Annotated in this window: 24 protein-coding genes and 1 other RNA gene; 11 read left to right on the top strand and 14 right to left on the bottom strand. The window is 71.0% G+C overall.

Translation table 11 applies throughout. The features are described from left to right. Nucleotides 1–164: 164 nt before the first annotated feature. From J2X36_RS14770 to J2X36_RS14760, 3 genes are all read right to left on the bottom strand, one after another. Nucleotides 165–668: a dihydrofolate reductase gene (locus J2X36_RS14770; RefSeq protein WP_310350967.1), complete on the bottom strand. Its 504-nt coding sequence runs from the start codon at nt 666–668 to the stop codon at nt 165–167. A gap of 13 nt (nt 669–681) precedes the next feature. After that, nucleotides 682–1,476 (bottom strand): thymidylate synthase, encoded by a 795-nt coding sequence (locus J2X36_RS14765; protein WP_132255217.1) that lies wholly within the window; start codon nt 1,474–1,476, stop codon nt 682–684. 82 nt (nt 1,477–1,558) lie between these two features. Next, entirely contained in the window at nt 1,559–2,356 is a 798-nt protein-coding gene (locus J2X36_RS14760) for a CPBP family intramembrane glutamic endopeptidase (RefSeq protein ID WP_310350965.1), read from the bottom strand. A 15-nt stretch (nt 2,357–2,371) separates the two neighbouring features. Between J2X36_RS14760 and ssrA the strand changes: the two genes are divergently transcribed. Both ssrA and J2X36_RS14750 read left to right on the top strand, forming a co-directional pair. Beyond that, nucleotides 2,372–2,742: a transfer-messenger RNA gene (ssrA, locus tag J2X36_RS14755) on the top strand. Nucleotides 2,743–2,810: 68 nt separating this feature from the next. Continuing rightward, complete coding sequence (locus J2X36_RS14750; RefSeq protein WP_132255215.1) at nt 2,811–3,431, top strand: SspB family protein; 621 nt, start codon at nt 2,811–2,813, stop codon at nt 3,429–3,431. Nucleotides 3,432–3,506: 75 nt separating this feature from the next. Here J2X36_RS14750 and J2X36_RS14745 read toward each other — a convergent pair whose 3' ends face one another. Beyond that, nucleotides 3,507–4,898 carry a cytochrome P450 gene (locus J2X36_RS14745; protein WP_310350963.1) on the bottom strand — a complete coding sequence of 464 codons (1,392 nt, stop codon included), beginning with the start codon at nt 4,896–4,898 and terminating at the stop codon, nt 3,507–3,509. 128 nt (nt 4,899–5,026) lie between these two features. Here J2X36_RS14745 and fumC point away from each other — a divergent pair, with 128 nt between their 5' ends. From fumC to J2X36_RS14725, 4 genes are all read left to right on the top strand, one after another. After that, complete coding sequence (fumC, locus tag J2X36_RS14740; protein WP_310350961.1) at nt 5,027–6,439, top strand: class II fumarate hydratase; 1,413 nt, start codon at nt 5,027–5,029, stop codon at nt 6,437–6,439. A gap of 60 nt (nt 6,440–6,499) precedes the next feature. Beyond that, nucleotides 6,500–6,691 carry a DUF4169 family protein gene (locus J2X36_RS14735; protein WP_310350958.1) on the top strand — a complete coding sequence of 64 codons (192 nt, stop codon included), beginning with the start codon at nt 6,500–6,502 and terminating at the stop codon, nt 6,689–6,691. A 10-nt stretch (nt 6,692–6,701) separates the two neighbouring features. Beyond that, the gene (locus J2X36_RS14730) at nt 6,702–6,926 is read left to right on the top strand and encodes a ribbon-helix-helix domain-containing protein (protein WP_132255211.1); all 225 of its coding nucleotides are present in this window, start codon (nt 6,702–6,704) and stop codon (nt 6,924–6,926) included. 83 nt (nt 6,927–7,009) lie between these two features. Next, nucleotides 7,010–8,350: a tetratricopeptide repeat protein gene (locus J2X36_RS14725; protein ID WP_132255210.1), complete on the top strand. Its 1,341-nt coding sequence runs from the start codon at nt 7,010–7,012 to the stop codon at nt 8,348–8,350. 9 nt (nt 8,351–8,359) lie between these two features. On the opposite strand, the gene glcF is transcribed toward J2X36_RS14725, so the two are convergent. The 3 genes from glcF to J2X36_RS14710 form a co-directional block, all read right to left on the bottom strand. Then, the gene (gene glcF, locus J2X36_RS14720) at nt 8,360–9,721 is read right to left on the bottom strand and encodes a glycolate oxidase subunit GlcF (protein ID WP_310350953.1); all 1,362 of its coding nucleotides are present in this window, start codon (nt 9,719–9,721) and stop codon (nt 8,360–8,362) included. Between the two features lie 121 nt (nt 9,722–9,842). After that, on the bottom strand, nt 9,843–11,027 hold the full coding sequence (gene glcE / locus J2X36_RS14715) for a glycolate oxidase subunit GlcE (protein ID WP_310350949.1): 1,185 nt from the start codon (nt 11,025–11,027) through the stop codon (nt 9,843–9,845). An 84-nt stretch (nt 11,028–11,111) separates the two neighbouring features. After that, on the bottom strand, nt 11,112–12,554 hold the full coding sequence (locus J2X36_RS14710; RefSeq protein ID WP_310351126.1) for a polysaccharide biosynthesis C-terminal domain-containing protein: 1,443 nt from the start codon (nt 12,552–12,554) through the stop codon (nt 11,112–11,114). 238 nt (nt 12,555–12,792) lie between these two features. On the opposite strand from J2X36_RS14710, the gene J2X36_RS14705 reads away from it, so the two are divergent. Next, nucleotides 12,793–13,032: a hypothetical protein gene (locus J2X36_RS14705; RefSeq protein ID WP_310350948.1), complete on the top strand. Its 240-nt coding sequence runs from the start codon at nt 12,793–12,795 to the stop codon at nt 13,030–13,032. Nucleotides 13,033–13,124: 92 nt separating this feature from the next. Here J2X36_RS14705 and J2X36_RS14700 read toward each other — a convergent pair whose 3' ends face one another. Continuing rightward, nucleotides 13,125–13,628, bottom strand: coding sequence for a GNAT family N-acetyltransferase (locus tag J2X36_RS14700; RefSeq protein WP_310350947.1), 504 nt, complete (start codon nt 13,626–13,628; stop codon nt 13,125–13,127). Then, the gene (locus tag J2X36_RS14695) at nt 13,625–15,193 is read right to left on the bottom strand and encodes a glucan biosynthesis protein G (RefSeq protein ID WP_310350945.1); all 1,569 of its coding nucleotides are present in this window, start codon (nt 15,191–15,193) and stop codon (nt 13,625–13,627) included. Before J2X36_RS14695 ends, J2X36_RS14700 begins: the two co-directional genes overlap by 4 nt. 684 nt (nt 15,194–15,877) lie before the next feature. Here J2X36_RS14695 and J2X36_RS14690 point away from each other — a divergent pair. Next, the gene (locus J2X36_RS14690) at nt 15,878–17,044 is read left to right on the top strand and encodes a type III PLP-dependent enzyme (RefSeq protein WP_132255029.1); all 1,167 of its coding nucleotides are present in this window, start codon (nt 15,878–15,880) and stop codon (nt 17,042–17,044) included. 145 nt (nt 17,045–17,189) lie between these two features. Further along, nucleotides 17,190–17,741, top strand: a complete 552-nt coding sequence (locus J2X36_RS14685; RefSeq protein ID WP_132255030.1) for a GNAT family N-acetyltransferase — start codon at nt 17,190–17,192, stop codon at nt 17,739–17,741. A gap of 50 nt (nt 17,742–17,791) precedes the next feature. Here the strand turns inward: J2X36_RS14685 and J2X36_RS14680 are convergent, their stop codons facing one another. From J2X36_RS14680 to fliL, 5 genes are all read right to left on the bottom strand, one after another. Further along, complete coding sequence (locus J2X36_RS14680) at nt 17,792–18,283, bottom strand: AAC(3)-I family aminoglycoside N-acetyltransferase (RefSeq protein ID WP_310350940.1); 492 nt, start codon at nt 18,281–18,283, stop codon at nt 17,792–17,794. 83 nt (nt 18,284–18,366) lie between these two features. Then, nucleotides 18,367–19,233 carry a hypothetical protein gene (locus tag J2X36_RS14675; RefSeq protein WP_310350937.1) on the bottom strand — a complete coding sequence of 289 codons (867 nt, stop codon included), beginning with the start codon at nt 19,231–19,233 and terminating at the stop codon, nt 18,367–18,369. Further along, complete coding sequence (locus tag J2X36_RS14670; RefSeq protein WP_310350934.1) at nt 19,230–19,766, bottom strand: DUF6468 domain-containing protein; 537 nt, start codon at nt 19,764–19,766, stop codon at nt 19,230–19,232. The genes J2X36_RS14675 and J2X36_RS14670 overlap by 4 nt, the downstream gene beginning before the upstream one ends. A 4-nt stretch (nt 19,767–19,770) precedes the next feature. Further along, a complete protein-coding gene (gene fliM, locus J2X36_RS14665) occupies nt 19,771–20,991 on the bottom strand; it encodes a flagellar motor switch protein FliM (RefSeq protein WP_310350930.1) in 1,221 nt (406 codons plus the stop codon). An 18-nt stretch (nt 20,992–21,009) separates the two neighbouring features. Then, entirely contained in the window at nt 21,010–21,522 is a 513-nt protein-coding gene (gene fliL / locus J2X36_RS14660) for a flagellar basal body-associated protein FliL (protein ID WP_132255034.1), read from the bottom strand. A 268-nt stretch (nt 21,523–21,790) separates the two neighbouring features. Between fliL and flgF the strand changes: the two genes are divergently transcribed. Both flgF and flgG read left to right on the top strand, forming a co-directional pair. Continuing rightward, a complete protein-coding gene (gene flgF / locus J2X36_RS14655; RefSeq protein WP_132255035.1) occupies nt 21,791–22,531 on the top strand; it encodes a flagellar basal-body rod protein FlgF in 741 nt (246 codons plus the stop codon). Between the two features lie 17 nt (nt 22,532–22,548). Continuing rightward, entirely contained in the window at nt 22,549–23,340 is a 792-nt protein-coding gene (flgG, locus tag J2X36_RS14650) for a flagellar basal-body rod protein FlgG (protein ID WP_109891304.1), read from the top strand.

The raw sequence follows: 23,340 nt of genomic DNA, 5'->3' as shown, positions 1-23,340 counted from the left end.
TGCCAAGCACCTGATTGGGCGCGCCCACTCCTGTCAAGGCTCGCCCCCGGAGCGCAGGTGGGCACTTCGCCCCACTAAGACAACCGCGACGCGGTGCCCATGCTCCACAAGGGATTAAGAAGCGGGCGCGCGGGACCCCGGGAGATTACCGAGCCCGGCCGGCCTCAGCGGATCCTTTCCAGGTCGACGAAGGTGAAGGCGTGCTCGTCGTGCTCGCCCGCACCGTGCGCCTCCCGCAGGGTCTCCCGGAACGCCGACCGGTCGTAGGGGGGAAACAGGGTGTCGCCCTCCGGCGAGGCGTCGACCTCGGTGAGGTGGATGCGGTCGGCGTGCGGCAGCGCCATGGCGTAGATCTCGCCGCCGCCGACCACCATCAGCTCCCCGGCGGCGCCCGCCGTCGCGAGCGCCCCGTCCCAGTCGTGGACCACCGTGACGCCCTCGGCCGAGAAGCTGCGGTCCCGGGTCAGGACGAGGTTCGCCCGGCCCGGCAGCGGCCGGCCGAGGGAGGCGAAGGTCTTGCGGCCCATCAGGATCGGCTTGCCCATCGTGAGCGCCTTGAACCGGCGCAGGTCGCTGCGCAGGCGCCACGCCATGTCGTTGTCGCGCCCGATGACGCCGTTCCTCGCCACCGCGACGACGAGGGTGATGCGGGGTGTGGGGCTCTGCATGGCGCGCGGCTCCTCAGATCGCCACGGGCGCGGAGATCGCCGGGTGCGGCTCGTAGCCCTCGATCGCGACATGCGCGAAGCGGAAATCCGCGAGCTCGCGGATGGCGGGGTCGAGGCGCAGGCGCGGCAGCGCTCGCGGCTCGCGGGTGAGTTGCAGCCGGGCCTGCTCCAGATGGTTCAGGTAGAGATGGGCATCGCCGAAGGTGTGGACGAAATCGCCCGGCGCGAGGCCCGTCACCTGCGCGATCATCTGCGTCAGCAGGGCGTAGCTCGCGATGTTGAAGGGCACGCCGAGGAAGGCGTCGGCCGAGCGCTGGTAGAGCTGGCAGGAGAGCCGCCCCTCGGCGACGTAGAACTGGAACAGGCAGTGGCAGGGCGCGAGCGCCATCTTCCCGAGGTCGGCCGGGTTCCAGGCCGAGACGATGAGGCGGCGCGAATCCGGGTTGCGGCGGATCTCGGCCACCACCTCGGCGATCTGGTCGACGGTCCCGCCGCCCGGCTTCTCCCAGGAGCGCCACTGCTTGCCGTAGACCGGGCCGAGATCGCCCTCGGCATCCGCCCACTCGTCCCAGATCGTCACGCCCTCCGCCTGGAGGGCGCGCACGTTGGTGTCGCCGGAGAGGAACCAGAGCAGTTCGTGGATGATCGAGCGCAGGTGCAGCCGCTTCGTCGTCACGAGCGGGAAACCCTGGCCGAGGTCGAAGCGCATCTGGTGGCCGAACACCGAGAGCGTGCCGGTGCCGGTGCGGTCCTCCTTGCGCACGCCCTCGTCGAGGATGCGGCGGAGAAGCTGGTGATAGGCGTCCATGGGCTCGGGCTCCTGGCCCGGCTTAGCCCGGAGCGCCGGCCTTGGCGAGGCGGCCGGGCGGGTTATCCTCGCTGTGCCCGCTTCAGCCCGGCGCCGGCCAGAGCACGTAGGCGACGAGGGCTAGGTTGCTCCAGCCGTGCAGCGCGATGCAGGGCCAGAGCCGCCCGGTCCGCCAGCGCAGCCAGCCGAGCATCAGGGCGAGCGGCAGCAGGGAGACGGGCCGGGCGAGCCCCCAGGCCGAGATGTGGGCGAGCGCGAACAGGAGCGCGGTGACGAGGATCGCGAGGGCGGGCGGCAGGAAGCCGCGGGCCTGCGCGAAGATCTCGCCCCGGATGAGGAGCTCCTCGGCCGCCGGCGCCACGATCACCACGTAGGCGAGCCAGGCCGCCACGGAGGCCGCGCTCAGCGTCGGCGAGAGCTTCACCCCCTGCGCGAAGGTGGCGCCGAACGCCTCGGCCGTCCCCGTCACCCAGGTGATGTGCAGGATCGGCCAGAGGAGCAGGACGAGAAGGAGGTGGCGCGCCCGCATGCCGTTCGGCCGCGTCCGGTCGAGGGCGAGGCGCTCGCGCCAGCCCGAACCGTGGCGCCAGATCACGGTGAGCAGCACGAGCAGGACGAGATTGACCTGCAGGAGGATGTCGGCGGCGAGCTCGCGCCGGGCGAGGCTCGCCGCGCCGATATTCGGGCGCCGGTCCGTCGACAGGAGCGGGTCGATCCCCTCGATCAGGTCCGCGCCGACGCGCACGGCCAGAATCGCCATCAGCTTGGCGGCGCCGAGATAGAGGATGACGGCCGCGGCGAGGCCGAGGAGGCGCAGAAAACCGGAGCCAAGGCGGCGCCAGATCGAGGCCGGCGGTGGCGTCGGCGCCTCATTGGGCATCGGAGCGCTACGTTCGGGCTTCAAAACCGGAGCGATCCCCCCTATATTCACCTTGCCGGTCGCAAGGCCGGCTATGGCGATAAACGTTCTTCGCAATAAACCTATCGGACCCGGGGGCGGTACCCGGCGCCTCCACCCGAACCCAGGGCCTATGGACGCAGCGGCGTTGGGTTTCGGCGGGGGCGAAATAGGATCGACGAGGGCGTAAAGGTTGAGCTTTCGCTCGGCATGGTTCCGCCGTTATCGGGCCTTTGCAATAGTTGCCAACGACAACTTTGCTCCGGTGGCGGTGGCTGCGTAAGCAGTCCCCAAGACCGATCTAAAGTCCTAGCGGTTAGCATCGTTTAGGCGGGGTTCGGAGGCACCTGGCAACAGAAGCCTCCACTCGATTTTCCATCCGGTGCGCCCGACCGCGCGGCACTGCCGGCAGGTGGCCCGGGCAAAGCGACCGCAGATGGCAGACGACCTGATCCGTTACGATCTCCTGGTGCAGGATGCCCTGCGCGGCGTGGTCCGCAAGGTGCTCACGGACGCGGCCCGGGAGGGGCTGGCCGGCGAGCATCACTTCTACGTGTCGTTCCGGACCGAGGCGCCGGGCGTGCGGATGTCGCAGCGCCTGCGCGAGAAGTACCCGCAGGACATGACGATCGTCCTGCAGCACCAGTTCTGGGATCTCGGCGTCACCGAGCACTCGTTCGAGGTCGGGCTCTCCTTCTCGGGCGTGCCCGAGCGTCTGCTCGTCCCCTTCGATGCTCTGACCGGCTTCTTCGACCCTTCCGTGCAGTTCGGCCTGAAGTTCGACCTGAGCGACGGAAACGAGATCGCCGAGGACGAGGCGCCGGCGCTTCCCGCGAAGCCCGGCCCGCGCGGCGCCGCCTCCGAGCCGAGCGAGACCAAGCCGAAGAGCACCGGGCTCGCCGCGATCGGCAACGGGGCGCCGAAGGTCGTCCCCGCCCTGCCCGGCGCCGGAAAGCCCGAGGAGGCGAAGCCCGCCGCCCGCAAGGAGGGCGAGGGCGAAGGCGCGGAGACGGGCGCCGAGGTGGTCAGCCTCGACGCGTTCCGCAAGAAGAGCTGAGCCCCCTCCGCTCCCCTTGGGGAGAGGCCGGGTCGCCGCGAGCTCACAAAGGGGGCGGCCGGCGTCTTCCCCGTCCTAGCCCCTCCGCTCCACCCCCATCCTCAGCCCGTGCTCCGGCCGCAGCGTCACCCGGTGGAGCGGCGTGACCGGCGCGTGGTCCTCCGGCAGGGAGAGGCGGACGTTGCGCACGATATGCGCGAGCGCGATGACCTGCTCCTGCAGCGAGAAGCTCTGGCCGATGCAGACGCGCGGGCCGGCCCCGAAGGGCAGGTAGGCGTAGCGCGGGATCGCCTGCCGCGCGGTGCCGAGGAAACGCTCCGGCGCGAAGGCGTCGGGATCCTCCCACAGCGTCCGGTGGCGGTGCAGCACGTAGGGCGCCACCATCACGAGCGAGCCGCGCGGGATCTTGATGCGGCCGATCCGGTCGTCCCGGACGGCCTGACGGCTCATGAAGGGCACGGGCGGGAACAGGCGCATCGCCTCCTCCATGACCGCCTTCGCGAAGGGCAGATCGGCGGGCGCGAAGCCCGCCTCGCCGGAATCGGCAGCGTCGACCTCGGCCTCCAGCCGCGCCCGCGCGGCCTCGTCCTGCGACAGGCAGTAGAGCGCCCAGGTCAGGGCGTTGGCCGTGGTCTCGTGCCCGGCCGCGATGAAGGTGACGATGTTGGCCTTCACCTCGAGGTCGGTGAGCCCCTGCCCCGTCTCCGGGTCCTGCGCGGCGAGGAGCAGGGTCAGCAGGTCCCGCGGCGCCTCGCCTGCCTCCATGAGCCGGCGGCGGCGGTCGATCAGCTCGTCCACCACCTCGGCGAAGAAGCGGATGGCGGGCCGCGCCCGCAGGCGGCCGATCCGCGGCACGAAAGCGGGCACGCCGAACACGTCGAGGGGGTCGATCGGGCCGACCGCCTCGAGGAAGCGCGTGATGGCGCGCCCGAGCGCGTCCGGCTCGCTCGGCAATCCGTAGGTGAAGATCGTCCGCTCGAGCACGTCGAGGGTCACGCGCGTCATCTCGAGGGCGACGTCGACCCGCGTCCCGTCGCGCCGGGCGAGACGGCGGCCGATCCGGGCGCCCGCCGCGTTCATGGCGGGCGCGAAGCCGTCCACGGTGCGCGCATTGAAGATCGGCGCCAGCATCCGCCGCTGCAGCCGCCACTCGTCCCCCTCGGCCGTGAGCAGCCCGTTGCCGAGCCCCGGCGCGAGGACGCGGCGCTGCAGGTCGTCCTTGCGGTAGTTGCGCGCGTTCTCAACGAAGAGGTAGCGGATCAGGTCCGGGTCGCTCACCACGGTCACGCGGCCCATCGCCCCCTCCCCGGCCACCACGGGCGCGGTGAAATGGTCCTCCATCCAGGTCGTGATGGGGTTGGCGCGGGCGGCCCTGAGGAAGGCGAACAGGCCCATCGGCTCCCGCAGCGGCGGCGGCACCTTGGGGCGGAAGCGGGCTTCGGGCAGGCTCGTGGTCAGGCTCAGCATCCGGCCTCGCTCGGTCTGGCATCGCCCAACAGGCGCTGCGGTTTGTCAGACGGGTGGAAAACCGCCATCGCGATTTGCATACGCCTGCCGTAAGTAGGTGCGGCGCAAACAGAGACGTAGAGGCCACGATGTCGCCGCAGCCCGAGACCGCCACCCGCACGGAATCCGACACGTTCGGGCCGATCGAAGTCCCGGCGCATCGCTACTGGGGCGCGCAGACGCAGCGCTCGATCCAGAACTTCAAGATCGGCACCGAGCGGATGCCGGCTCCCCTCGTCCACGCGCTCGGCCTCGTGAAGCAGGCGGCGGCCCTGGTGAACAAGGATCTCGGCGTCCTCGAGCCGCAGCTCGCCGACGCCATCGCCGAATCGGCCGCCGAGGTGGTGGCCGGCCGCTACGACGACGAGTTCCCCCTCGTCGTCTGGCAGACGGGCTCGGGCACGCAGTCCAACATGAACGCCAACGAGGTCATCGCGAGCCTCGCCAACGAGCGCCTCGGCGGCCAGCGCGGCGGCAAGGCGCCGGTCCACCCGAACGACCATTGCAACCGCGGCCAATCCTCGAACGACACCTTCCCCACCGCGATGCACATCGCGGCCGCCCGCGAGATCAACGACCGGCTGATGCCGGCGCTGACGCACCTGCACACCGCGCTCGACGCCAAGGCCAAGGCCTTCGAGGGCATCGTGAAGATCGGCCGCACGCACCTGCAGGACGCGACGCCCGTCACCCTCGGCCAGGAATTCTCCGGCTACGCGGCCCAGGTGGCGCTGGGCGGCGCCCGCGTCGCCGCGACCCTGCCGGGCCTGCTGGCGCTCGCCCAGGGCGGCACGGCCGTCGGCACCGGCCTCAACGCGCATCCGCGCTTCGCCGACGCCTTCGCCGCCAAGGTCGCCGAGCTGACCGGCCTCGGCTTCACCTCGGCCGAGAACAAGTTCGAGGCGCTGGCGAGCCACGACGCCCTCGTCTTCGCGCAGGGCGCGCTCTCGGCTCTCGCCGCCGGCCTGTTCAAGATCGCCAACGACATCCGCCTGATGGGCTCCGGCCCCCGCTCCGGCCTCGGCGAGATCTCGCTGCCCGAGAACGAGCCCGGCTCCTCGATCATGCCCGGCAAGGTCAACCCGACCCAGGCCGAGGCGCTGACGATGGTCTGCACCCAGGTCGTCGGCAACGGCACCACCGTCTCCTTCGCGGGCAGCCAGGGCCATTTCGAGCTGAACGTGTTCAAGCCCGTGATCGCCAACGCCGTGCTGCAATCGATCCGGCTGCTCGCGGACGCGGCGGTGAGCTTCGCCGACAATTGCGTCGTCGGCATCAAGCCGAACGAGGACCGCATCGCCGACCTGATGAGCCGCTCGCTGATGCTGGTGACGGCGCTCGCCCCCTCGATCGGCTACGACAAGGCCGCCGAGATCGCCAAGACCGCGCACAAGAAGGGCACCACCCTGAAGGACGAGGCGCTGCGGCTCGGCTACGTGTCGGAGGAGGAGTTCGACCGGGTCGTGCGCCCGGAGGACATGCTGGCGCCCGGCGCCGAGTAGGTGCAGCATCCCGCGGCGCGGACCCGGCTCCGCGCCGCTCCCTGGAACGAGGAGGCAGGCATGGGCGAGATCATCAACCTCCGCCAGGCCCGGAAATCGCGGGAGCGCGCCGCGAAGGCGGAGGAGGCGGCGCAGAACCGCGTCCTGTTCGGACGCCCGAAGAAGGCCAAGACCCTGGCCGACGCCCGCAAATCCCTGGAACGGGACCGACACGAGGGCCACCGCCTGAACTCCGACGACCCGGAGGGGTGAGCCGGGCGGCATGATCGCGATCAACGTCGCCAAGCGCTCGGTGATGATCGCGGGACATCGCACGAGCGTGTCTCTGGAGGAGCCCTTCTGGGAGGCGCTCCGGGAGATCGCGCAGGGCCGGAACCTCTCCGTCCAGGCCCTGATCGGCGAGATCGACGCGGGCCGCGAGGGCCAGAACCTATCCTCGGCGATCCGGGTCTTCGTGCTGGCCGCCTATCGCGGCCCGCAATCTTGACGCGCACCTGTGAAGAATCGCTACGCTTTCGCTGCCGGCCGGTCTAATCTTCGCCCCCGCGACCATTGAACAGCGGGGATGTGATGGCCGGATCGAGCGCGCCGAATGCCGAGGACGAGGGCCTGTCCCTCGCCGAAGCCTTGGACATCGCGCTGCGGGCCCATCAGGCGGGCGATGGCGCGGTGGCGGAAACCGTCTATCGCCGGATCCTCGACGTAGCTCCCGAGAGCGCGGACGCCCTCCACTACCTCGCCATCCTCCTCCACCAGACCGGGCGCTCCGTCGAGGCGATCCGGCTGATGGAGCGTGCCATCGAGATCGAGCCCGACGAGGCGGGCCTGCACAACAACCTCGGCAACATTCTGTTCGAGTTGGACCAACCTGAAATTGCGCTCAAGGTCTACGAGCGGGTTCTGCTCCTCGAGCCGGGCCACACCAATGCCCGCAACAACCTCGGCGTGACGCTGCGCGTCCTCCGCCGCCCGGACGAGGCCGAGGCGGTCTATCGCGAGGCGATCGCCCTCGATCCCGAGCACCGCGAGGCCTGGGACAATCTCGGCCGCCTGCTCGCGAGCCGGGGCCGCATCCAGGAGGCGATCGGCTGCCACGCCAAGGCGCTCGAGCTTGAGCCGAACAATGCCGGCAGCCGCCGCTTCATCGTCGCGGCCTACACGGCGGCCGGGGTCTACGACCGGGCGCTCGAGATCCTGCAAGCGTGGCGGCGCGACGAGCCGGACAACCCCTCGGTCCACCATCTCATCGCCTCGATCTCCGGCGTCGGCGTGCCGGAGCGGGCGAGCGACCGCTACGTCGAGGCTTTGTTCGACGGTTTCGCCAACAGCTTCGACCACAAATTGGCCCGCCTCGACTACCGGGCGCCGGAACTCTGCGCGGCCTCCGTCGCCGAAGCCTATCCCCGCCCGGCCGCCGATCTCGCCGTGCTCGATGCCGGCTGCGGTACGGGCCTGTGCGGGCCGCTGCTGCGCCCGTATGCGCGCGACCTCGGCGGCGTCGACCTGTCGGGCAAGATGCTGGAGAAGGCGGCCGCCCGCGGCCTCTACGATGCGTTAGAGCGGGCGGAACTGACGGCGTATCTCGCCGCCCGGCCCGGGGCCTACGACCTCGTCCTGTCGGCCGACACGCTCTGCTATTTCGGCGCCCTCGACGCCGTCCTCGCCGCGGCCCGGACGGCGCTGCGCCCGGGCGGCCGCTTCGTCTTCAGCGTCGAGGCGCTGGAGGAGGCCGAGGGCACGCGGCTCAACGCGCATGGCCGCTACAGCCACGCCAAGTCCCATGTCGAGGCGGCAGCCGGGGCGGCCGGCTTCTCCATCGAGGCGATCGACCGGGTCGTTCTGCGCCTGGAACGGGCGGAGCCCGTGACCGGCTACGTCGTGCGGCTGGGCTCCGGCGACCGCGCCCCCTGACGCGCCGCCCTACTCGGCGGCCACCGGGAGCGCGCGCTCCGGGAGGGCGGCCAGCGCCTCCGGCTTCGGGCCTCCCGTCGCCCAGTCGAGCAATTCCACCGTGTGGACGATCGGCAGGTCCGTTCCCTTCCCGATCTGCGTCGCGCAGCCGATATTGCCCGTGGCGATGAGGTCTGGCTGCATCCGCTCGATGTTGGCGACCTTGCGGGCGCGCAGCCGCTCGGCAATCTCCGGTTGCAGGATGTTGTAGGTGCCGGCCGAGCCGCAGCAGATGTGGCCCTCCGGCACGTCCTTCACGAGGAAGCCCGCCCGCTTCAGGAGGTTCTTCGGCTCCGTGCGGATGCCCTGGCCGTGCTGCATCGAGCAGGCCGAGTGGTACGCGACGACGAGGTCGCTCTCGATGACCGGCTCGTTGAGCCCGAGGCTCGCGACATATTCCGTCACGTCCTTGGCGATGGACGAGACCCGCGCGGCCTTCTCGGCATAGGCCGGGTCGTTGCGGAACATGAAGCCGTAATCCTTGATCGTCGTGCCGCAACCGGAAGCGGTGACGACGATGGCGTCGAGACCCTTGCCGTCCGCCTGCCCGTCCATCTCGGCGATCCAGGCGTCGATGGTGCGCTTGGCGAAGGCATGGGCGGAATCCTCGCGGCCCATATGGTGGGTCAGCGCTCCGCAGCAGCTCTCGCCCTTCGGCTGCACCACCTCGACCCCGTGGCGATTGAGCAGCCGGATCGCCGCCTCGTTGAAGTCGGGCCGCAGGACGCTCTGGGCGCAGCCGCGCAGCAGGGCGACGCGGCCGCGGCGCGCAGGGGCGTTGGCGGGCGGCGGGAACACGCCGGGCCGATCGGTCGGGTTCCGGCCGGGCAGGGTCGCGGGCGCGAGGTCGAGCATCGCAGCGAGCCGATTGCCGACCCGCGGCAGGCGGGCGACGACCGAGCGGAAGGGCTGGCCGAGCTTGGCGCCGAGCAGGGCGAGGCGGAACCGGTTCGGGTAGGGCAGCACCGCCGCGAGCAGCGCGCGCAGCCAGCGGTCCTCGGGCGGCCGCACGAAGGTCGTCTCGATATGCGACCGGGCATGATCGACGAGGTGCATGTAATGCACGCCGGAGGGGCAGGTCGTCATGCAGGACAGGCAGGAGAGGCAGCGGTCGACGTGCTTGACGACCTCGGCGGTCGCCGGCTTGCCGCCCTCCAGCATGTCCTTGATCAGGTAGATGCGCCCGCGCGGCGAGTCGAGCTCGTCGCCCAGGAGCAGGTAGGTCGGGCAGGTCGCGGTGCAGAAACCGCAATGGACGCAGGTGCGCAGGATCTTCTCCGAGGCCGCCATGGCGGGATCGGCGAGCTGCGCGAGGCTGAAATTCGTCTGCACGGTCGTTTCCTCGGCGCGGTCCGGCGGGTCTCGGGCGCCGCCTGGACCGGACACGTCACTCTGGAATGAGAATGCTTACACGAACCCGGGCGCGCATGGAGACGCCCGATGTCGCGTCGGCTCAGATCCCGGCGTACATCCGCCCCGGATTGAAGATGCCGGCGGGGTCGTGCGCCGCCTTCACGCCCTGGCTGACCCGCAGCAACGGTTCCGGCAGCGGCTCGAAGACCGGAACGGCCGCCCGCACCGGCTCCGGCGCCCGCACCAGGGTGGCGTGGCCGCCGAAGGCGCGCAGCGCCGAGCGGATCGCCTCGGCGCCCGCATCCCCGGCCGCGTCGGTGGCGAGCCAGATCAGGCCGCCGCCCCAATCGTAGAACCAGCGCGCGGCCCTTGCCCGGCCGATGGCGGCGGCGACCGCCGGGCCGTGCGTCGGCGCGGTCGAGAGCCGCCAGACCGCCTCGCCGGTCCCCGCGAAGAAGCCCACGTCGCGCACGGCGGTCCAGAGGGTGTCGCTTGCCGCGCCCTCGATCAATGTCGCTTGGCCGAAGCGCTTGAGGAGGCGTCGCAATTCGCCCGCGCGATAGTCGATCGAGGCGGCGAAGCCCTCGACCCGCATCAGGGTCAGTGCCTGCGCGTCCGCGACGCCGCTGGGCAGGTGCGCCGCGCCCGTCAGCTCGAAGGGCGAGCCGAGGGCCGCGGAGAGCGCCTCGACGGCGCGCGCGTCGTCGAGCCCCTCGATGACGAGGGTGGCCACCCGCTCCTGGACGGGGAGGACCTTGAAGACGACCTCGGTGAGCAGGCCGAGGGTGCCCCAGGAGCCGGCCATCAGCTTCACGAGATCGAGGCCGGTGACGTTCTTCATGACGCGGCCGCCGGACTTGATCACCTCGCCCCGCCCGTTGACGAAGCGCACGCCGATCAGGCTGTCGCGGGCCGCACCCGAGTTGATCCGGCGGGGCCCGGAATTGTTGATCGCGGCGACCGCCCCGATCGTCGGCTCGCCGGCCGAGCCGAGGAGCCCGCGATGGTCCATCGGCTCGAAGGGCAGCATCTGGCCCCGCCCGGCCAGGAGGTCCCGCACCTCGGAGAGCGGCGTCCCGGCCCGGGCGCCGACCACCATCTCGGCGGGTTCGTAGAGGGTGATCCCGGTCAGCCCGCGGGCGGAGAGCGTCGCCTCGTCCTGTGCGGGCCGGCCGAGGCCGGCCTTGGTGTCTCCGCCGACGAGGCGCAGCCGCTCGGCCCGGCCGGCGGCCTCGCGTACGGTGTCGGCCGCCTCGTTCTCGGCCTGCGGCTCGTATGAACGCATCGTTTCCTGCCCGCTCCGGGTCCCCTTGCCGGGGTCCCTTTAGGCGGGATCATGCGGGTTTGCACCCGCGTTTCAAGCCGCAGCCTATTCGGCCGGGGCGGGATGCCGCCCGCGGATGCGATCCTCGACGGCGCCGCGCAGACCCGCGATGTCGAAGGCCCAGACGAGGGCACCGTAGAGCACCATGCCGAGCGGCACGCAGAGCGCCAGCGCGGTGGCGGGCGGCAGATCGCGGAAGGGCGCGAGCGCCAGCCCCATGGCGAGGCAGGCCGCTGCCGCCGCTGCGATCTCCCGCCAGGGCAGGACGAGGCGATTCGGTCCCGTCAGCGCCCGCAGGGCGAGACCGAGGAAGGCTGCCCCGAGCCCGGCCGTCTGCGCGAGCGCGATGCCAGCCGGCCCGAAGCGGGACGGCAGCACGAGCAGGCCGATCCCGTTGACGGCGAGGCCGAGGAAGGCCGCCGCGATGACGGGCATCGTCTTCCGCCGGATCTGGAAGACCGGGTTCAGGGCGAAATGCATCAGCGAGAGGCAGAACAGACCCGGGACTAGGAGAACCGCGTAGATGGCGAAGGGGCCGCGATAGGCCTCCGGCACCACCAGCGCCTGCAACGCCGGCAGGATCGCCCAGAAGCCGACGGCGCAGGGCAGGAGCAGCGCGACCACGGTCGCCGCATTGCGGGCCACCTGCCGCTCCGCCTCGGCGGCGCCGTGATGCTCCTCCGCCCGGACGGCGATCTGGAACAGGAGCAGGTCCAGGGCGGTGCCGAGGGTGCTGAGGCTGCGCAGGGTCACGTCGGCGGCGAGGGCGAAGTAGCCGGCCTCCGCGAAGCCCGCCTGCGCGGCGAGGGTCGCCCGGTTGAAGAAGGGCATCGCTTGGTAGATCGCGTTGGCGGCGATGAGCGGCAGGCCGTAGATCAGGAACAGCCGCCACGTCTCGCGCAGCCGCACCCGCTGGACCGGAACCGACGGATCGCGCAGCGGCCCCCGCAGCAGGAAGACCGTGGCGCATTGCCCGATCGCGAAGGCGACGAGGACGTAGGAGGGGTGCGGCAGGTACCACGCGGTCGCCGCCATCAGGGCGAAGGCGAGCGCGTTCTTGAGGGCCACGAGGCCGAGATAGAGCCCGCCGTCGAACCGGGCGCGGGCGAGCGCCGCGTGGTAATCGAACACGCCGATGCCCAAAGCCGCGAGGGCCGTCCCGGCCAGGAGGGCGCCGCGGCTCTCCGGCCCCCCCTCGATGCCGAACCCGGCGCAGAGAAGGGCGCCGGCGAGCAGAAGGAGCGCGAGCGCGGCGTAGGCCCGGTCGAGCCCGTGGCGGATCCAGGGCTCGTTCGCGCGGACGCGGGCCGAGTAGAACCGGGTCGCGGAGAGGCGCAGCCACTCGAACAGCACGGTGTTGATGACGATGGCGCCGGCCGTGGCGAGGGCGAAACGCCCGAAATCCGCCGGCCCGAGCAGCTTCGCGATGACGAGGCCCAGGATGAAGTTCAGACCGGCATTCAGCACGAAGGCGGCGATCACGGCCATCATGGCCCCCCGGACGGATGCCCCGCATCGGCTCGGCGGGACGCATCGCCGCTCCATAGCGGTGGACGCGTAAGATTCCCCTAATCCGGCGCGAAGATGACGGCCGCACCCGCCCGACGCGGCCGGATGCCGAGCGGGAATGCAGGGTTGGCGCCATATGTGTGGATCGTTCGAACGGTCCGGAACCGTCCCGCCACGGTTGTCGTTGCTTGCGCAGTTTCAACCCTGGAGGGATTTTATGCGCAATCAGATCCTCGCCGCCGCGACGCTGCTCAGCCTCCTCGGCGTGCAGGCCGCCACCGCCGAGACCACGGTGATCCGCCGCGATGCGCCGGACACGGTCGTGGTCGACCGGCCGTCGACCGAGCGCAAGACGGTCGAGACCCGCGATCGGGGCGACGGCTGCTCGTCGAAGACGGTGTCGAAGGAGAACGAGTACGGCGACCGCAAGACGGTTCACAAGGAAAGCTGCGACTGACCGATCCTCTCGGTCCCGCAGCCGCGAACAGGCTGCACCAGGCGCCCTCTCCCGGCCGGGAGAGGGCGTTGCCGTTTGAGCCCCTGCGACGGTTACGGGGTCTCCTCGCCGAGCACCTTCTCGTAGCGCCACGCCTCCATCCCGTCCTCGTAGTAATCGGGCTTCACCGCGAACCTGCGGTAGCCGCGACGCTCGTAGAGGCGGATGCCCGCGCTGTTGTCGGCCCGGACCTCGAGCCGCAGATGCGTGCAGGCGTGGCGGCGCGCGTCGGCCTCGGCCGCGTCGAGCAGCAGACCGCCGAGGCCGAGCCCCGTCCGGCTCGGCGCCACCGCGATCGAGGAGAGCCGCGCGCGGCGGGAGCCCCTGCGCCGCTCCAGCGTCGCGGCGCCGACGAGGACCGGCTCGCCCCGCTCGCCCTCGGTCACGGCCACGAGGAGCGTCATGCTCGGCGAGCGGATCGCGTGGCGGATGGCGCGGCGTTCGGCCCGGTCGGTGGAGAAGGCGGCGTCCTCGAGCGCGACGAGGGCGTCGAGATCGTCCCGTGCGGCGGGGCGCACCTCGACGATCGCGTGCCGGGCCGGCGCGAGGGTGTTCACGCTGCCACCCAGGTGTAGGTCCAGGTCTCGGACAGGGCGTGCCCGCCCGAGCGCAGGAAGACCCTCAGTTCCGAGGCGTCGCCGGCCGCCTCGCACCGCACGTCGATGGCCGCGCGCAATCCCTTGATGTGCGGGTTCGGCACCAGCGACGTCGCGACGATGCGGCCGGGCGAGGCCGTCGCCACGACCTCGACGCCGCCCGGTTCGGGCATCCAGTAGGCGAGGTCGCCCCCCGTGAAATCGACGAGGAAGCGGCGGGTGAGCGCAGGCCCCGCCTCGCTGGCGCGGGCGGCCCCGCTCGCGGCCGCGCCCACCACGTAGGTGTTGGCGACGCGGGCGTTGCGGTGCAGATCGTCCCGCCCCATCGCCCGCACGCGATAGGCGATGCGGACGGGCTCTCCCGGCCGCGCCGGCGCCTTCGGCCGCCAGAAGGCGACGACGTTGTCGGCCGTCTCGTTGTCGGTGGGCAGTTCCATCAGCATCACGCTGCCCTCGCCCCACGCACCCTCGGGCTCGACGAAGTAGCTCGGCCGGCGATGATAGCTGGCCTCGAGGTCCTGATAATCCTCGAAGCTGCGGTCGCGCTGCAGCAGGCCGAAGCCCTTCGGATTGGAATCCGCGAAGCTGGAGATGCGGCGCGCCCTCGGATTGTCCAGCGGCCGCCACAGCCACTCGCCGGTTCCCGCCGCCATCAGGAGCCCGTCCGAATCGTGCAGTTCGGGCCGGTAATCGTCCGAGGCTTGGCGATCGTTCTCGCCGATGAAGTACATCGAGGTCAGCGGCGCGAGGCTGATCGTGGCGAGCTCCCGCCGGGGGTGGAGCGCGGCCCGGACCGACACGCTCGTCTCCTCGCCCGGCCGCACCGTGAAGGTGTAGGCGCCGGCGAGCGAGGGGCTGTCGAGGAGCGCGTGCAGGACGAGCGGGTCCGAACGCGCCTCGGGCGTCTCGACCCAGAACTCACGGAAGAACGGGAATTCCTCCGCACCGGCGCTGCCCTCGACGTCGATCGCGAGGCCGCGGGCCGAGAGGCCGTAGAGCTGGTCGCGCCCGAGGAAGCGGTAGTAGCTCGCGCCGAGGAAGACGATCAGCTCGTCGAGGAGGTTCGGCTTGTTCAGGTTCGTGTGGATGCGCAAACCCGCGAAGCCGAGATCGACCGGCAGCGGCTTCTCGATCTTCGTGCGGCCGAAATCGAACAGGCTCGCCTGGTAGGGGATCGGCGTCGCCACGCCGCGCCGCACGAGATTCACGGTCACCGGCCGCTTGAACAGGAAGCCGGGGTGGAAGAGCTGCAACCGGTAGGGACTGTCGGCGGCGTTCAGGAACGCCTTGTCCGGCTTGAAGCGGATGTCCCGCCACGCGTCGTAATCGAGCTTGGCGAGTTGCGGCGGGAGCGCCGGCTCGCGCAGGTCGAACGGGGCGGCGGCGAGTTCCCGGGCCCTCGCCTCCACCGCCTCGAAGCCGAAGGGCTTGGGATTTCTCCCCTCCCCGCTCAATGCCGGCGCCGAGGGCGCGAAGGCGGCGGCCGCGAGGCCCGTGACGATGGCGCGGCGGCTGGGCTCGGTCATGATCCTCGTCGCGTTGGCGGCTTGGCCGGCGGAGCCGGGCCGTGTGTCCGGGGGCTCAGATGCGCCCTCCCCCGGCGCTTGGAAAGCCCGGGGGGCGGGGGCCGCGGCGTTTCTGCAACAAAACGGTGAAAGAGCGGGGATTCCCGGCGGCCCGGCCACGTTTTTCCCTTGTGACGGGGGGCCGCCGCACGTATATCCCGCCTGCCCAATTTCGCACGTGCCTGTGGCCGCGTGTCGGTTGGTGGGCATCCGGTCAACTGCCGGACAGCCGCCAGGGGTCTTAAAGGATCGATGGTCGACAGGGTGGATTCCCTCCGGCCGGCATCCAGGTGGCAACACCGGACCCCGACAACAACCGGCAGCCGGAGGCGAAACCGGCGAACCCCGCTCTCCACGGGGGACGCAGCTTAAAGCAACGACGAACGGGCTTTTTTGGTCTCGTCGGCCCTCCAAAGGCCGGCACCGAAGAGGCTTGTTTCTCTTTGCCCGGCGTGCGGTTGGGGTCTCCCCTTCCAATCCACGGCAGCTTCCGGGTGCTCTGCGCCCGCTCGGATTTGCGTGTCTCCAAAGCACGCGGGCCCGCGCGACGCATCGCCCCCTGACGCCGGCGGCCCTCATCGGCCGCCAGACATTCGACATCGCGCCCCGCGTGAGGGCGCCTGCGAACCTGTGGTGGGGACGTCCATGACCGATCGCATCCGCGACTTCCTGCGCGCACGCCGCGACCTCGGCCGCGACGAGGGGCCCGTGATGGTCCTCGATCTCGACGTGGTGCGCGAGAACTACACCGCCTTCGCCCGTGCGCTGCCCGACACCCGCGTCTTCTACGCGGTGAAGGCGAACCCGGCGCCGGAGGTGCTGCGCCTCCTCGCCGAGATGGGCTCCTGCTTCGACACGGCCTCCGTCGCTGAGATCGAGATGGCGCTCGCCGCCGGCGCCACGGCGGACCGCCTCTCCTTCGGCAACACCATCAAGAAGGAGCGCTGCATCGGCCGTGCCCTCAAGCTCGGCGTGCGCCTCTTCGCCGTCGATTGCGAGGCCGAGGTCGAGAAGATCTCTCGCGCGGCCGAGGCGGCCGGCATCGAGGCCGGCGAGGTGAAGGTGTTCTGCCGCATCCTCTGCGACGGCGCCGGTGCGGAGTGGCCGCTCTCGCGCAAGTTCGGCTGCGTGCCCGAGATGGCGGTCGGCGTGCTGGAGCACGCGCACCGTCAGGGGCTCCACGCCTACGGCGTGTCCTTCCATGTGGGCTCGCAGCAGGCGAACACGGAAGCCTGGGACGGGGCGCTCGCCTCCGCCTCCATGATCTTCCGCGAATGCGCCCTGCGCGGCATTGGGCTCTCGATGGTCAATCTCGGCGGCGGCTTCCCCACCAAGTACCTGAAGCAGGTGCCCGGCGTGGAATCCTACGGCGACGCGATCTTCCGGGCGCTCACCAAGCACTTCGGCAACCAGATCCCGGAGACGATCATCGAGCCGGGCCGCGGCATGGTCGGCAATGCCGGGATCATTGAGGCCGAGGTCGTGCTCGTCTCGCGGAAGTCGGATGCGGAGGACGAGGTGCGCTGGGTCTATCTCGACATCGGCAAGTTCGGCGGTCTCGCCGAGACGATGGACGAGTCGATCCGCTACGCGATCCGGACCGACCACGACGAGGACCGCATGGCTCCCTGCGTGCTCGCCGGGCCGACCTGCGACTCGGCGGACGTCCTCTACGAGAAGGTCCATTACCCGCTCCCGGTCTCCCTCTCGATCGGCGAGAAGGTCCTGATCGAGGGTGCGGGCGCCTACACCACGACCTACGCTGCGGTGGCCTTCAACGGCTTCCCCCCGCTCGAGCAGATCGTGATCTGACGCCTCGACCCGGGCGGCGACCCCGCCCGGCTCCAGCGCATCACCTGCGCCCATCCGAACCTCACCGTCCCGGACGGCCGGCCTCGCGAATGAGGCGGGTGCGAGGGCTGTCGCATCTCCCCAGAACCGCCGGGAGGCCACGGCCGTGATCGAGATCCGCGAAGAGCACCCGAGCGACGTCGCAGGCCGCGAGCGTCTGCTCGACGCCTGTTTCGGCCCGTCCCGCTTCGCCAAGACCTCCGAGCGCCTGCGCGAGGGACGTCTGCCCGCGCGCGGCCTCGCGCTCACCGCGACCCGCCGCGGGCGGCTCGTCGGCACGGTGCGCCTCTGGCACGTCGAGGCGGGTCCCGCCCGCCCGGCCCTGCTCCTCGGGCCGCTCGCGGTCGATCCGGCGATCCACGGTCAGGGCCTCGGCAAGGTGATGATGCACGCCGCCCTCGGCCGGGCGGAGGCGCTCGGCCACGGCGCCGTGCTCCTCGTCGGCGACGCGCCCTATTACGCGCGCTTCGGCTTCACGCCGGAGGCGGCCGCGGGCCTCTGGCTGCCCGGCCCGTTCGAGCGGGAGCGCTTCCTCGGTCTCGCATTGCGGGCGGATGCGCTCGCCGGCGCCGAGGGACTCGTCCGCCCGACCGGCATCCCCGCTCCGGCGCAGGCCGTGCCGGCCGTCGCGGCCGAGGCGCGACGACGCGCCGCCTGACAGGACGGGCGGCCGCCCCCTCCCCTGAGGGGGAGCACGCCGGTCGTCCGCTACGGGGCGAGGCGGGCCGAGGGAGCGCCCGAACCGACCGCGATGTCGAAATGCAGGACGTCCTCGCGCGCGCCGAGCTTCGTGTAGAGGGCGATGGCGGGCGCGTCGCCGTGATCGGCCTGGACGAAGACGACCCAGGCGCCCCGCTGCACGGCGATTGCCCGCAGATGCTCGATCAGGCCCGTCGCCACGGATTGCCGCCGGTGCTGCGCGGCGACGGCAAGGTCGTAGATGTAGATCTCCCGCCGCATCCGCTCGAACTTGTCGAACTCGTAGGCGACGAGACCGCCCAGGACCTCGTCGTCCCTCACGGCCACGATCGCGATGACGTGGTCCTTGGCCAGCAGGTCCCGGAGATAGGCGTCCGGCGGCGGGTCGCCCTGATACGTCTCGCGGTCGCCGAAGGCTTCGGCGAAGACCGCGTTCAGCCTCCGCAGCAGGGCGGCGTCCTGGGAGCGCAGACGTCGGAAGGCGACGGGTGGACGAGTCATGCCCGAGCGTAGCGAAGGCCCGGTCGTCCCGGAAGGACCGGAAGACGCCCCGCCGCGCTCGGCCGGGCCTCGGATGTCGACGATCAGCGGCCCGGCTCGATCGCCGGCAATTCGTTCGGCGGCAGGGCCGGGCCGGCACTCGCCTGCGTCTGCGGTCCGGCGGTGCCGCGGGCGCGGTTGGCGAGGGCCACGGTCAGCTTCTCGGCGGCGTCGGGCTGCATCACCGCGAGCACTTCGGCCATCTTGCGCGGGTTCATCGCGAGCACGATCGGCACGAGCACGTCGTGGTTGAGGCGGTCGAAGACGCGGGCGGCGTCCTTCGGCTTCATCGTCTCGTACATCGTGACGAGGTTGCGCAGGCCCGCCTTCTCGGCCTCGGCGCGCTTGGTGCCCCCGGTATCGGCCTTGTCCTCCGCCTGCTTGAGGTCGTTGAGGCCGCTCTCGAGCTTGCGCTCGGCCTCGCCCAGCATCTGCTCGCGCAGGTCGAGATCCTGGCTGCGCTGCTTCAGGGCATCGCGCCGGGCGCGGAGCTTCTCGAGGAGCGCGCGCTCGGCCGGCGAGACGGGCTCGGGCATCGGCGGCTGCGCCTGCGGGGGAGGCTCGGCCGGCTTCTCCTTCTCGGGCTCCTTGGCGCCGACGGATCCCGTCGTAGTCGGGTCCGGCAATTCGTAGCCCGTGCGCGCCTCCGCCAGGACGCGGGCGAAGCTCGGCAGATCCGCGCCGGGCCTGTCGACATCGGTGGCGATCGAGGCGAGCTTCAGCACGAGGAGCCCGCCGGCGGCGAGCGTCACGGCGTCGATCAGGCGCAGGCGGAAGGGGCGCTGCGGGCGCCGGCGCGCGAGGCCGAGGGGCGTGCGCGCCCGCACGGCCTTCGCGAGGGCCGGAGCCGCCGCGTTTGCGGGTGTCGCCGTGTTTGCCGGGGTCGCTTTGGCGGCGGGCTTTTCGCTCATGCGGCGCGGCTCCGGATGCGGCTCAGCGCCCGCTCGGACATGGCGAGGGCGGCGGCGGCGGCGGCGCCGAGGCGCTCGCCGTTCGGGCTCTCGGGCAGCGCGGGTGCGGCGACGACGGGTGCGGCGGGCGCGGGCTCGTGCCGGAGAGTGGCCTGCGCCTGGGCGTGCGCGTGGCTCTGCGCTTGGGGCTGGGGCTGGGCCGCCGGCCGGAACTCGGCGACGATGGCACCGATCCGCGCGATCACGCCCTCGCCCGCCTGGACCTGCGCGGCGATGTCGGCCGCGTAGCGCTCCGCGGTGCCGAGGCGCTCGGCGAGGGTGCGGTCGGCCTCGGCCAGCGCCCCCCGCAGGCCGACGATCGCCCGCTCGGCATTGCTCGTCGCCACCATCAGGTCGCCGATCGTCTGGCGGAGGGCCGTCTCGTCGCCCTTCAGCTGCGCGATCCGGCGCGAGAGCCGCACCGAGGTCAGGATCGTCGCCACGAGGAGCACGGCGACGAGGATGTCCGCGAGCAGCGTGATCAGCAGACTCATGACGCTACCCGTCGTTCCGGTTGTTCATGGAGGCCTCGAAGGCCTGCAGCGTGGTGCGCGAGCGGCGCAAGGGCCGCGTCACCTGCACCGCGATGTTGTCGTCGACGCGCCCGATCCGCCCCTGCGTGAGCGCCCAGTCGCCGCAGCGGACGGTGATCAGGTCCGAGGGCTTGGCGTCGAACATCAGCGTCTCGCCGACCTTGAGGCCCATGACGCGCTTCAGCGGCAGCATCATCTCGTGCAGCACCGCCTCCATCGCCACGTCGGCCTGCCAGATCTCGGTGGCGAGGTGGCCTTCCCAGACGTGGTCGCGCCCGAGCTTCTCGCCCATGAAGCTCTGCATGAGCAGTTCACGGATCGGCTCGATCGTGGCGTAGGGGAACAGGATCTGCAGGAGGCCGCCGCGCCCGTCCATGTCGAGGCGCAGGCCGATCAGGATGGCGGCGTTGGCGGGCCGCGTGATGGTGGCGAAGCGCGGGTTCGTCTCGATCCGGTCGATCTGGAACCGCACCGGCGAGAGCGGCTGGAAGGAGAGCTCCAGGTCGCCGAGGATGATCTCGACGAGGCGGCGCACGAGCTGCATCTCGATCGTCGTGAAGGGGCGCCCGTCGAGCCGGCTCGACGAGCCGCCGCGCTTGCCCCCGAGCAGCAGGTCGAGGGTCGAGTAGGCGAGGTTCGACTCGACCGTGACGAGGCCCGAATTCTCCCAGGCATCCGCCCGGAACACCCCGAGCAGGGTCGGCAGGGGGATCGCGTTGAGGTAATCGCCGAAGCGGACCGAGGTGATGTTGTCGAGGGTGACCTCGACGTTGTCCTGGAAGAAGTTGCGCAGCGAGGTCGACAGCAACCGGATCATCCGGTCGAAGACGATCTCCAGCATCGGCAGGCGTTCGTACTGGACGACGCCCGAATCGACGATGGCGCGCACGCCCCCCGCGCCGGAGGCCGACAGCTCGCGCAGCGAGAAGCCGAGGACGCCGTCAATCTCCTCCTGGTTGAGGATGCGGTCGTTTCCGGCGAGTTCGGGGAGGTTGTCGCTCTCCCCGTCCTCGATCATCGTCGCCCATTCGGCGGCGACGTCGCTGGCGTTTCGGGTGGTGCCCTGCTCGGCGAGCGCCGCGCCCCATTCCTCGGCGAGCGACGCGTCGCCCCCGCCCTCGCCGTTCTGCTCCAGCAGCGCGGCGGACCAGTCGTCCTCCTCCAGGGTCGGATCGTCGGGTTCCATGATGCTTACGACAATCCGCTACTGGATGATCACGTCCTTGAAGAGCACCGCCTCGACCCGGGCGGGGTGCAGCGCGATGTTGACCCGCCGCAGCAGCTCTTCGCGCAGCCGGTAGAGCCCGGCCGACCCGGCGAGGTCGCTCGCGCGCAGCTCGCGCATGTAGACCTGCAGCGAATCCTCCACCCGGGGCATCAGCGGCTTCACCTCGGCCTCGACCTTGGCGTCGCGCAGTTCGAGCGCGATGCGCAGCTTGGCGAAGCGCGCCTTGTCCTGGCCGAGCTCGGGGGTGAGGTTGAGGACCATCTCGCGCACGTCGAGGAAGACGGCGGTCTTGCGGACATCCGCGGGCTGGGCGGCCTGTTCCGCCTCGGCATGGGCTGCGGCCCGCTTCTTCATCATGACGAACCCGCCGCCCCCGCCGACCGCCAGGAGTGCCGCGGCGGCGATGATGACGAGCTTCTTCTTACTTTTCGGGGCTTCCGCCTCGCCGCCCTCGCCTTCGGCGGGCGCCTTCTTCGGCTTCTTGGCCATGACGCGTCTTCCGAGCTCCGACCCGGAAACCGCGGGTTGTGCGGGGTCCGGCCCAAGCTCAGGTATTCGCCCGTACGGTTAATGGCGGGTTAAGCCGGCAATTCCTGCCGGGCGATGTTTGCCGGGAGGCGCGTTCCTGCCACACCCGGCCGGCAAGCGCCCTACCCGCAAATCCTTGATCTGGCGAGAGGAACGGCGACGGCACGGCTTGGCACGCCGGATGCGGGTAACGTTAACGGCGCCCCTCGCGCCGATCCGGATCCAAGCGATGCAGAACGCTCTCTTCGTCGGTGTCTCGAGCCAAGTTGCGCTCCAGCGCGAGCTCGACGTGATCGCCAACAACATGGCGAACGTCTCGACCACCGGTTTCAAGGCGCGCAACACCCGCTTCCAGGAATACCTGATGCCGGTGGCGAGCGCGGATTCCTTCAAGACCTCGGACCGGCGCCTCTCCTACGTGATCGACCAGGGCACGACCCTCGATCTCGGCCAGGGGCCGATCGAGCAGACGGGAAACCCGCTCCACGTGGCGGTGCGGGGCGACGCCTTCCTCACGGTGCAGACGCCGCAGGGGCCGCGCTACACCCGCAACGGCGCCTTCGAGTTCGACGCCCAGGGCAACCTCGTCACGAGCGACGGCTACGCGGTGCAGGGCGAGGCCGGCCCGATCGCGATCGGGCCTCAGGAGACGGGCGTGCAGATCGGCCCGGACGGCACGGTCTCCACCAATCTCGGCATCCGGGGCCGCATCCGCCTCGTCACCTTCGCGAACCGGCAGCGCCTGCAGAACGAGGGCGCGAACCTCTATTCCTCGGCCGACCAGCCCCAGCCCGCCGGGATCGCGGGCCGCCTCGAATCCGGGGCGCTGGAGCGCTCCAACGTCAAGCCGGTCATCGAGATGACCCGGCTCATGGACGTCAACCGCAGCTACGCGATGGTCTCCAGCGTGATCTCGCGCCTCGACGACCTGCGGGGCACGGCGATCCGCCGCCTCGCCGACGTCGCCTGAACCCGGAGTAGGCCCCCATGCGCGCCCTCTACGCCGCCGCCACCGGAATGGCGGCCCAGGAACTCAACGTCCAGGTCATCTCCAACAACATCGCGAACCTGCGCACGACGGGCTACAAGCGGCAGGCCCCGCATTTCCAGGACCTGCTCTACCAGAACCTGCGCCGCTCCGGCTCCTCCACCTCGGACCAGAACACGCAGCTCCCGGCGGGCCTCGCCCTCGGCTCCGGCGTGAAGACGGTCTCGACGGCCCGGATCATGTCGCAGGGCACGCTGACCTCGACCGAGAAGGATTACGACGTCGCGGTCCGCGGTGAGGGCTATTTCCGGGTGACCATGCCGGACGGGCGCACGGCCTACACCCGCGACGGCTCGTTCGACCTGTCGGCCCAGGGCCAGCTCGTGACCCGCGACGGCTACCTCGTCGATCCCGGCGTCACCGTGCCGAACACCGCGACCTCGGTGCAGATCAGCGCCACCGGCGCCGTGCAGGCGACGCTGCCCGGCCAGACCGCGCCGCAGGCGCTCGGCCAGTTCCAGCTCTCGCGCTTCGTCAACAAGGTCGGCCTCGAATCGATCGGCGACAACCTGTTCGTCGAGACCGCGGCCTCGGGGCCGGCGATCAACGGGCTGCCGGGCTCGGAGGGCTTCGGCAACCTGCAGCAGGCCTATCTCGAGGAGGCGAACGTCAACGCCGTCACCGAGATCTCGTCCCTGATCGCGGCCCAGCGCGCCTACGAGATGAACTCGAAGGTCGTCACCGCCGCCGACCAGATGCTCTCCACCACCTCCCAGATGTTCCGCAGCTAG

Source organism: Methylobacterium sp. BE186 (assembly GCF_031457035.1).
GTDB lineage: Bacteria > Pseudomonadota > Alphaproteobacteria > Rhizobiales > Beijerinckiaceae > Methylobacterium > Methylobacterium segetis.
Note: the sequence above shows the minus strand (reverse complement) of the source record. Positions and strands in the feature narration are given on the sequence as shown.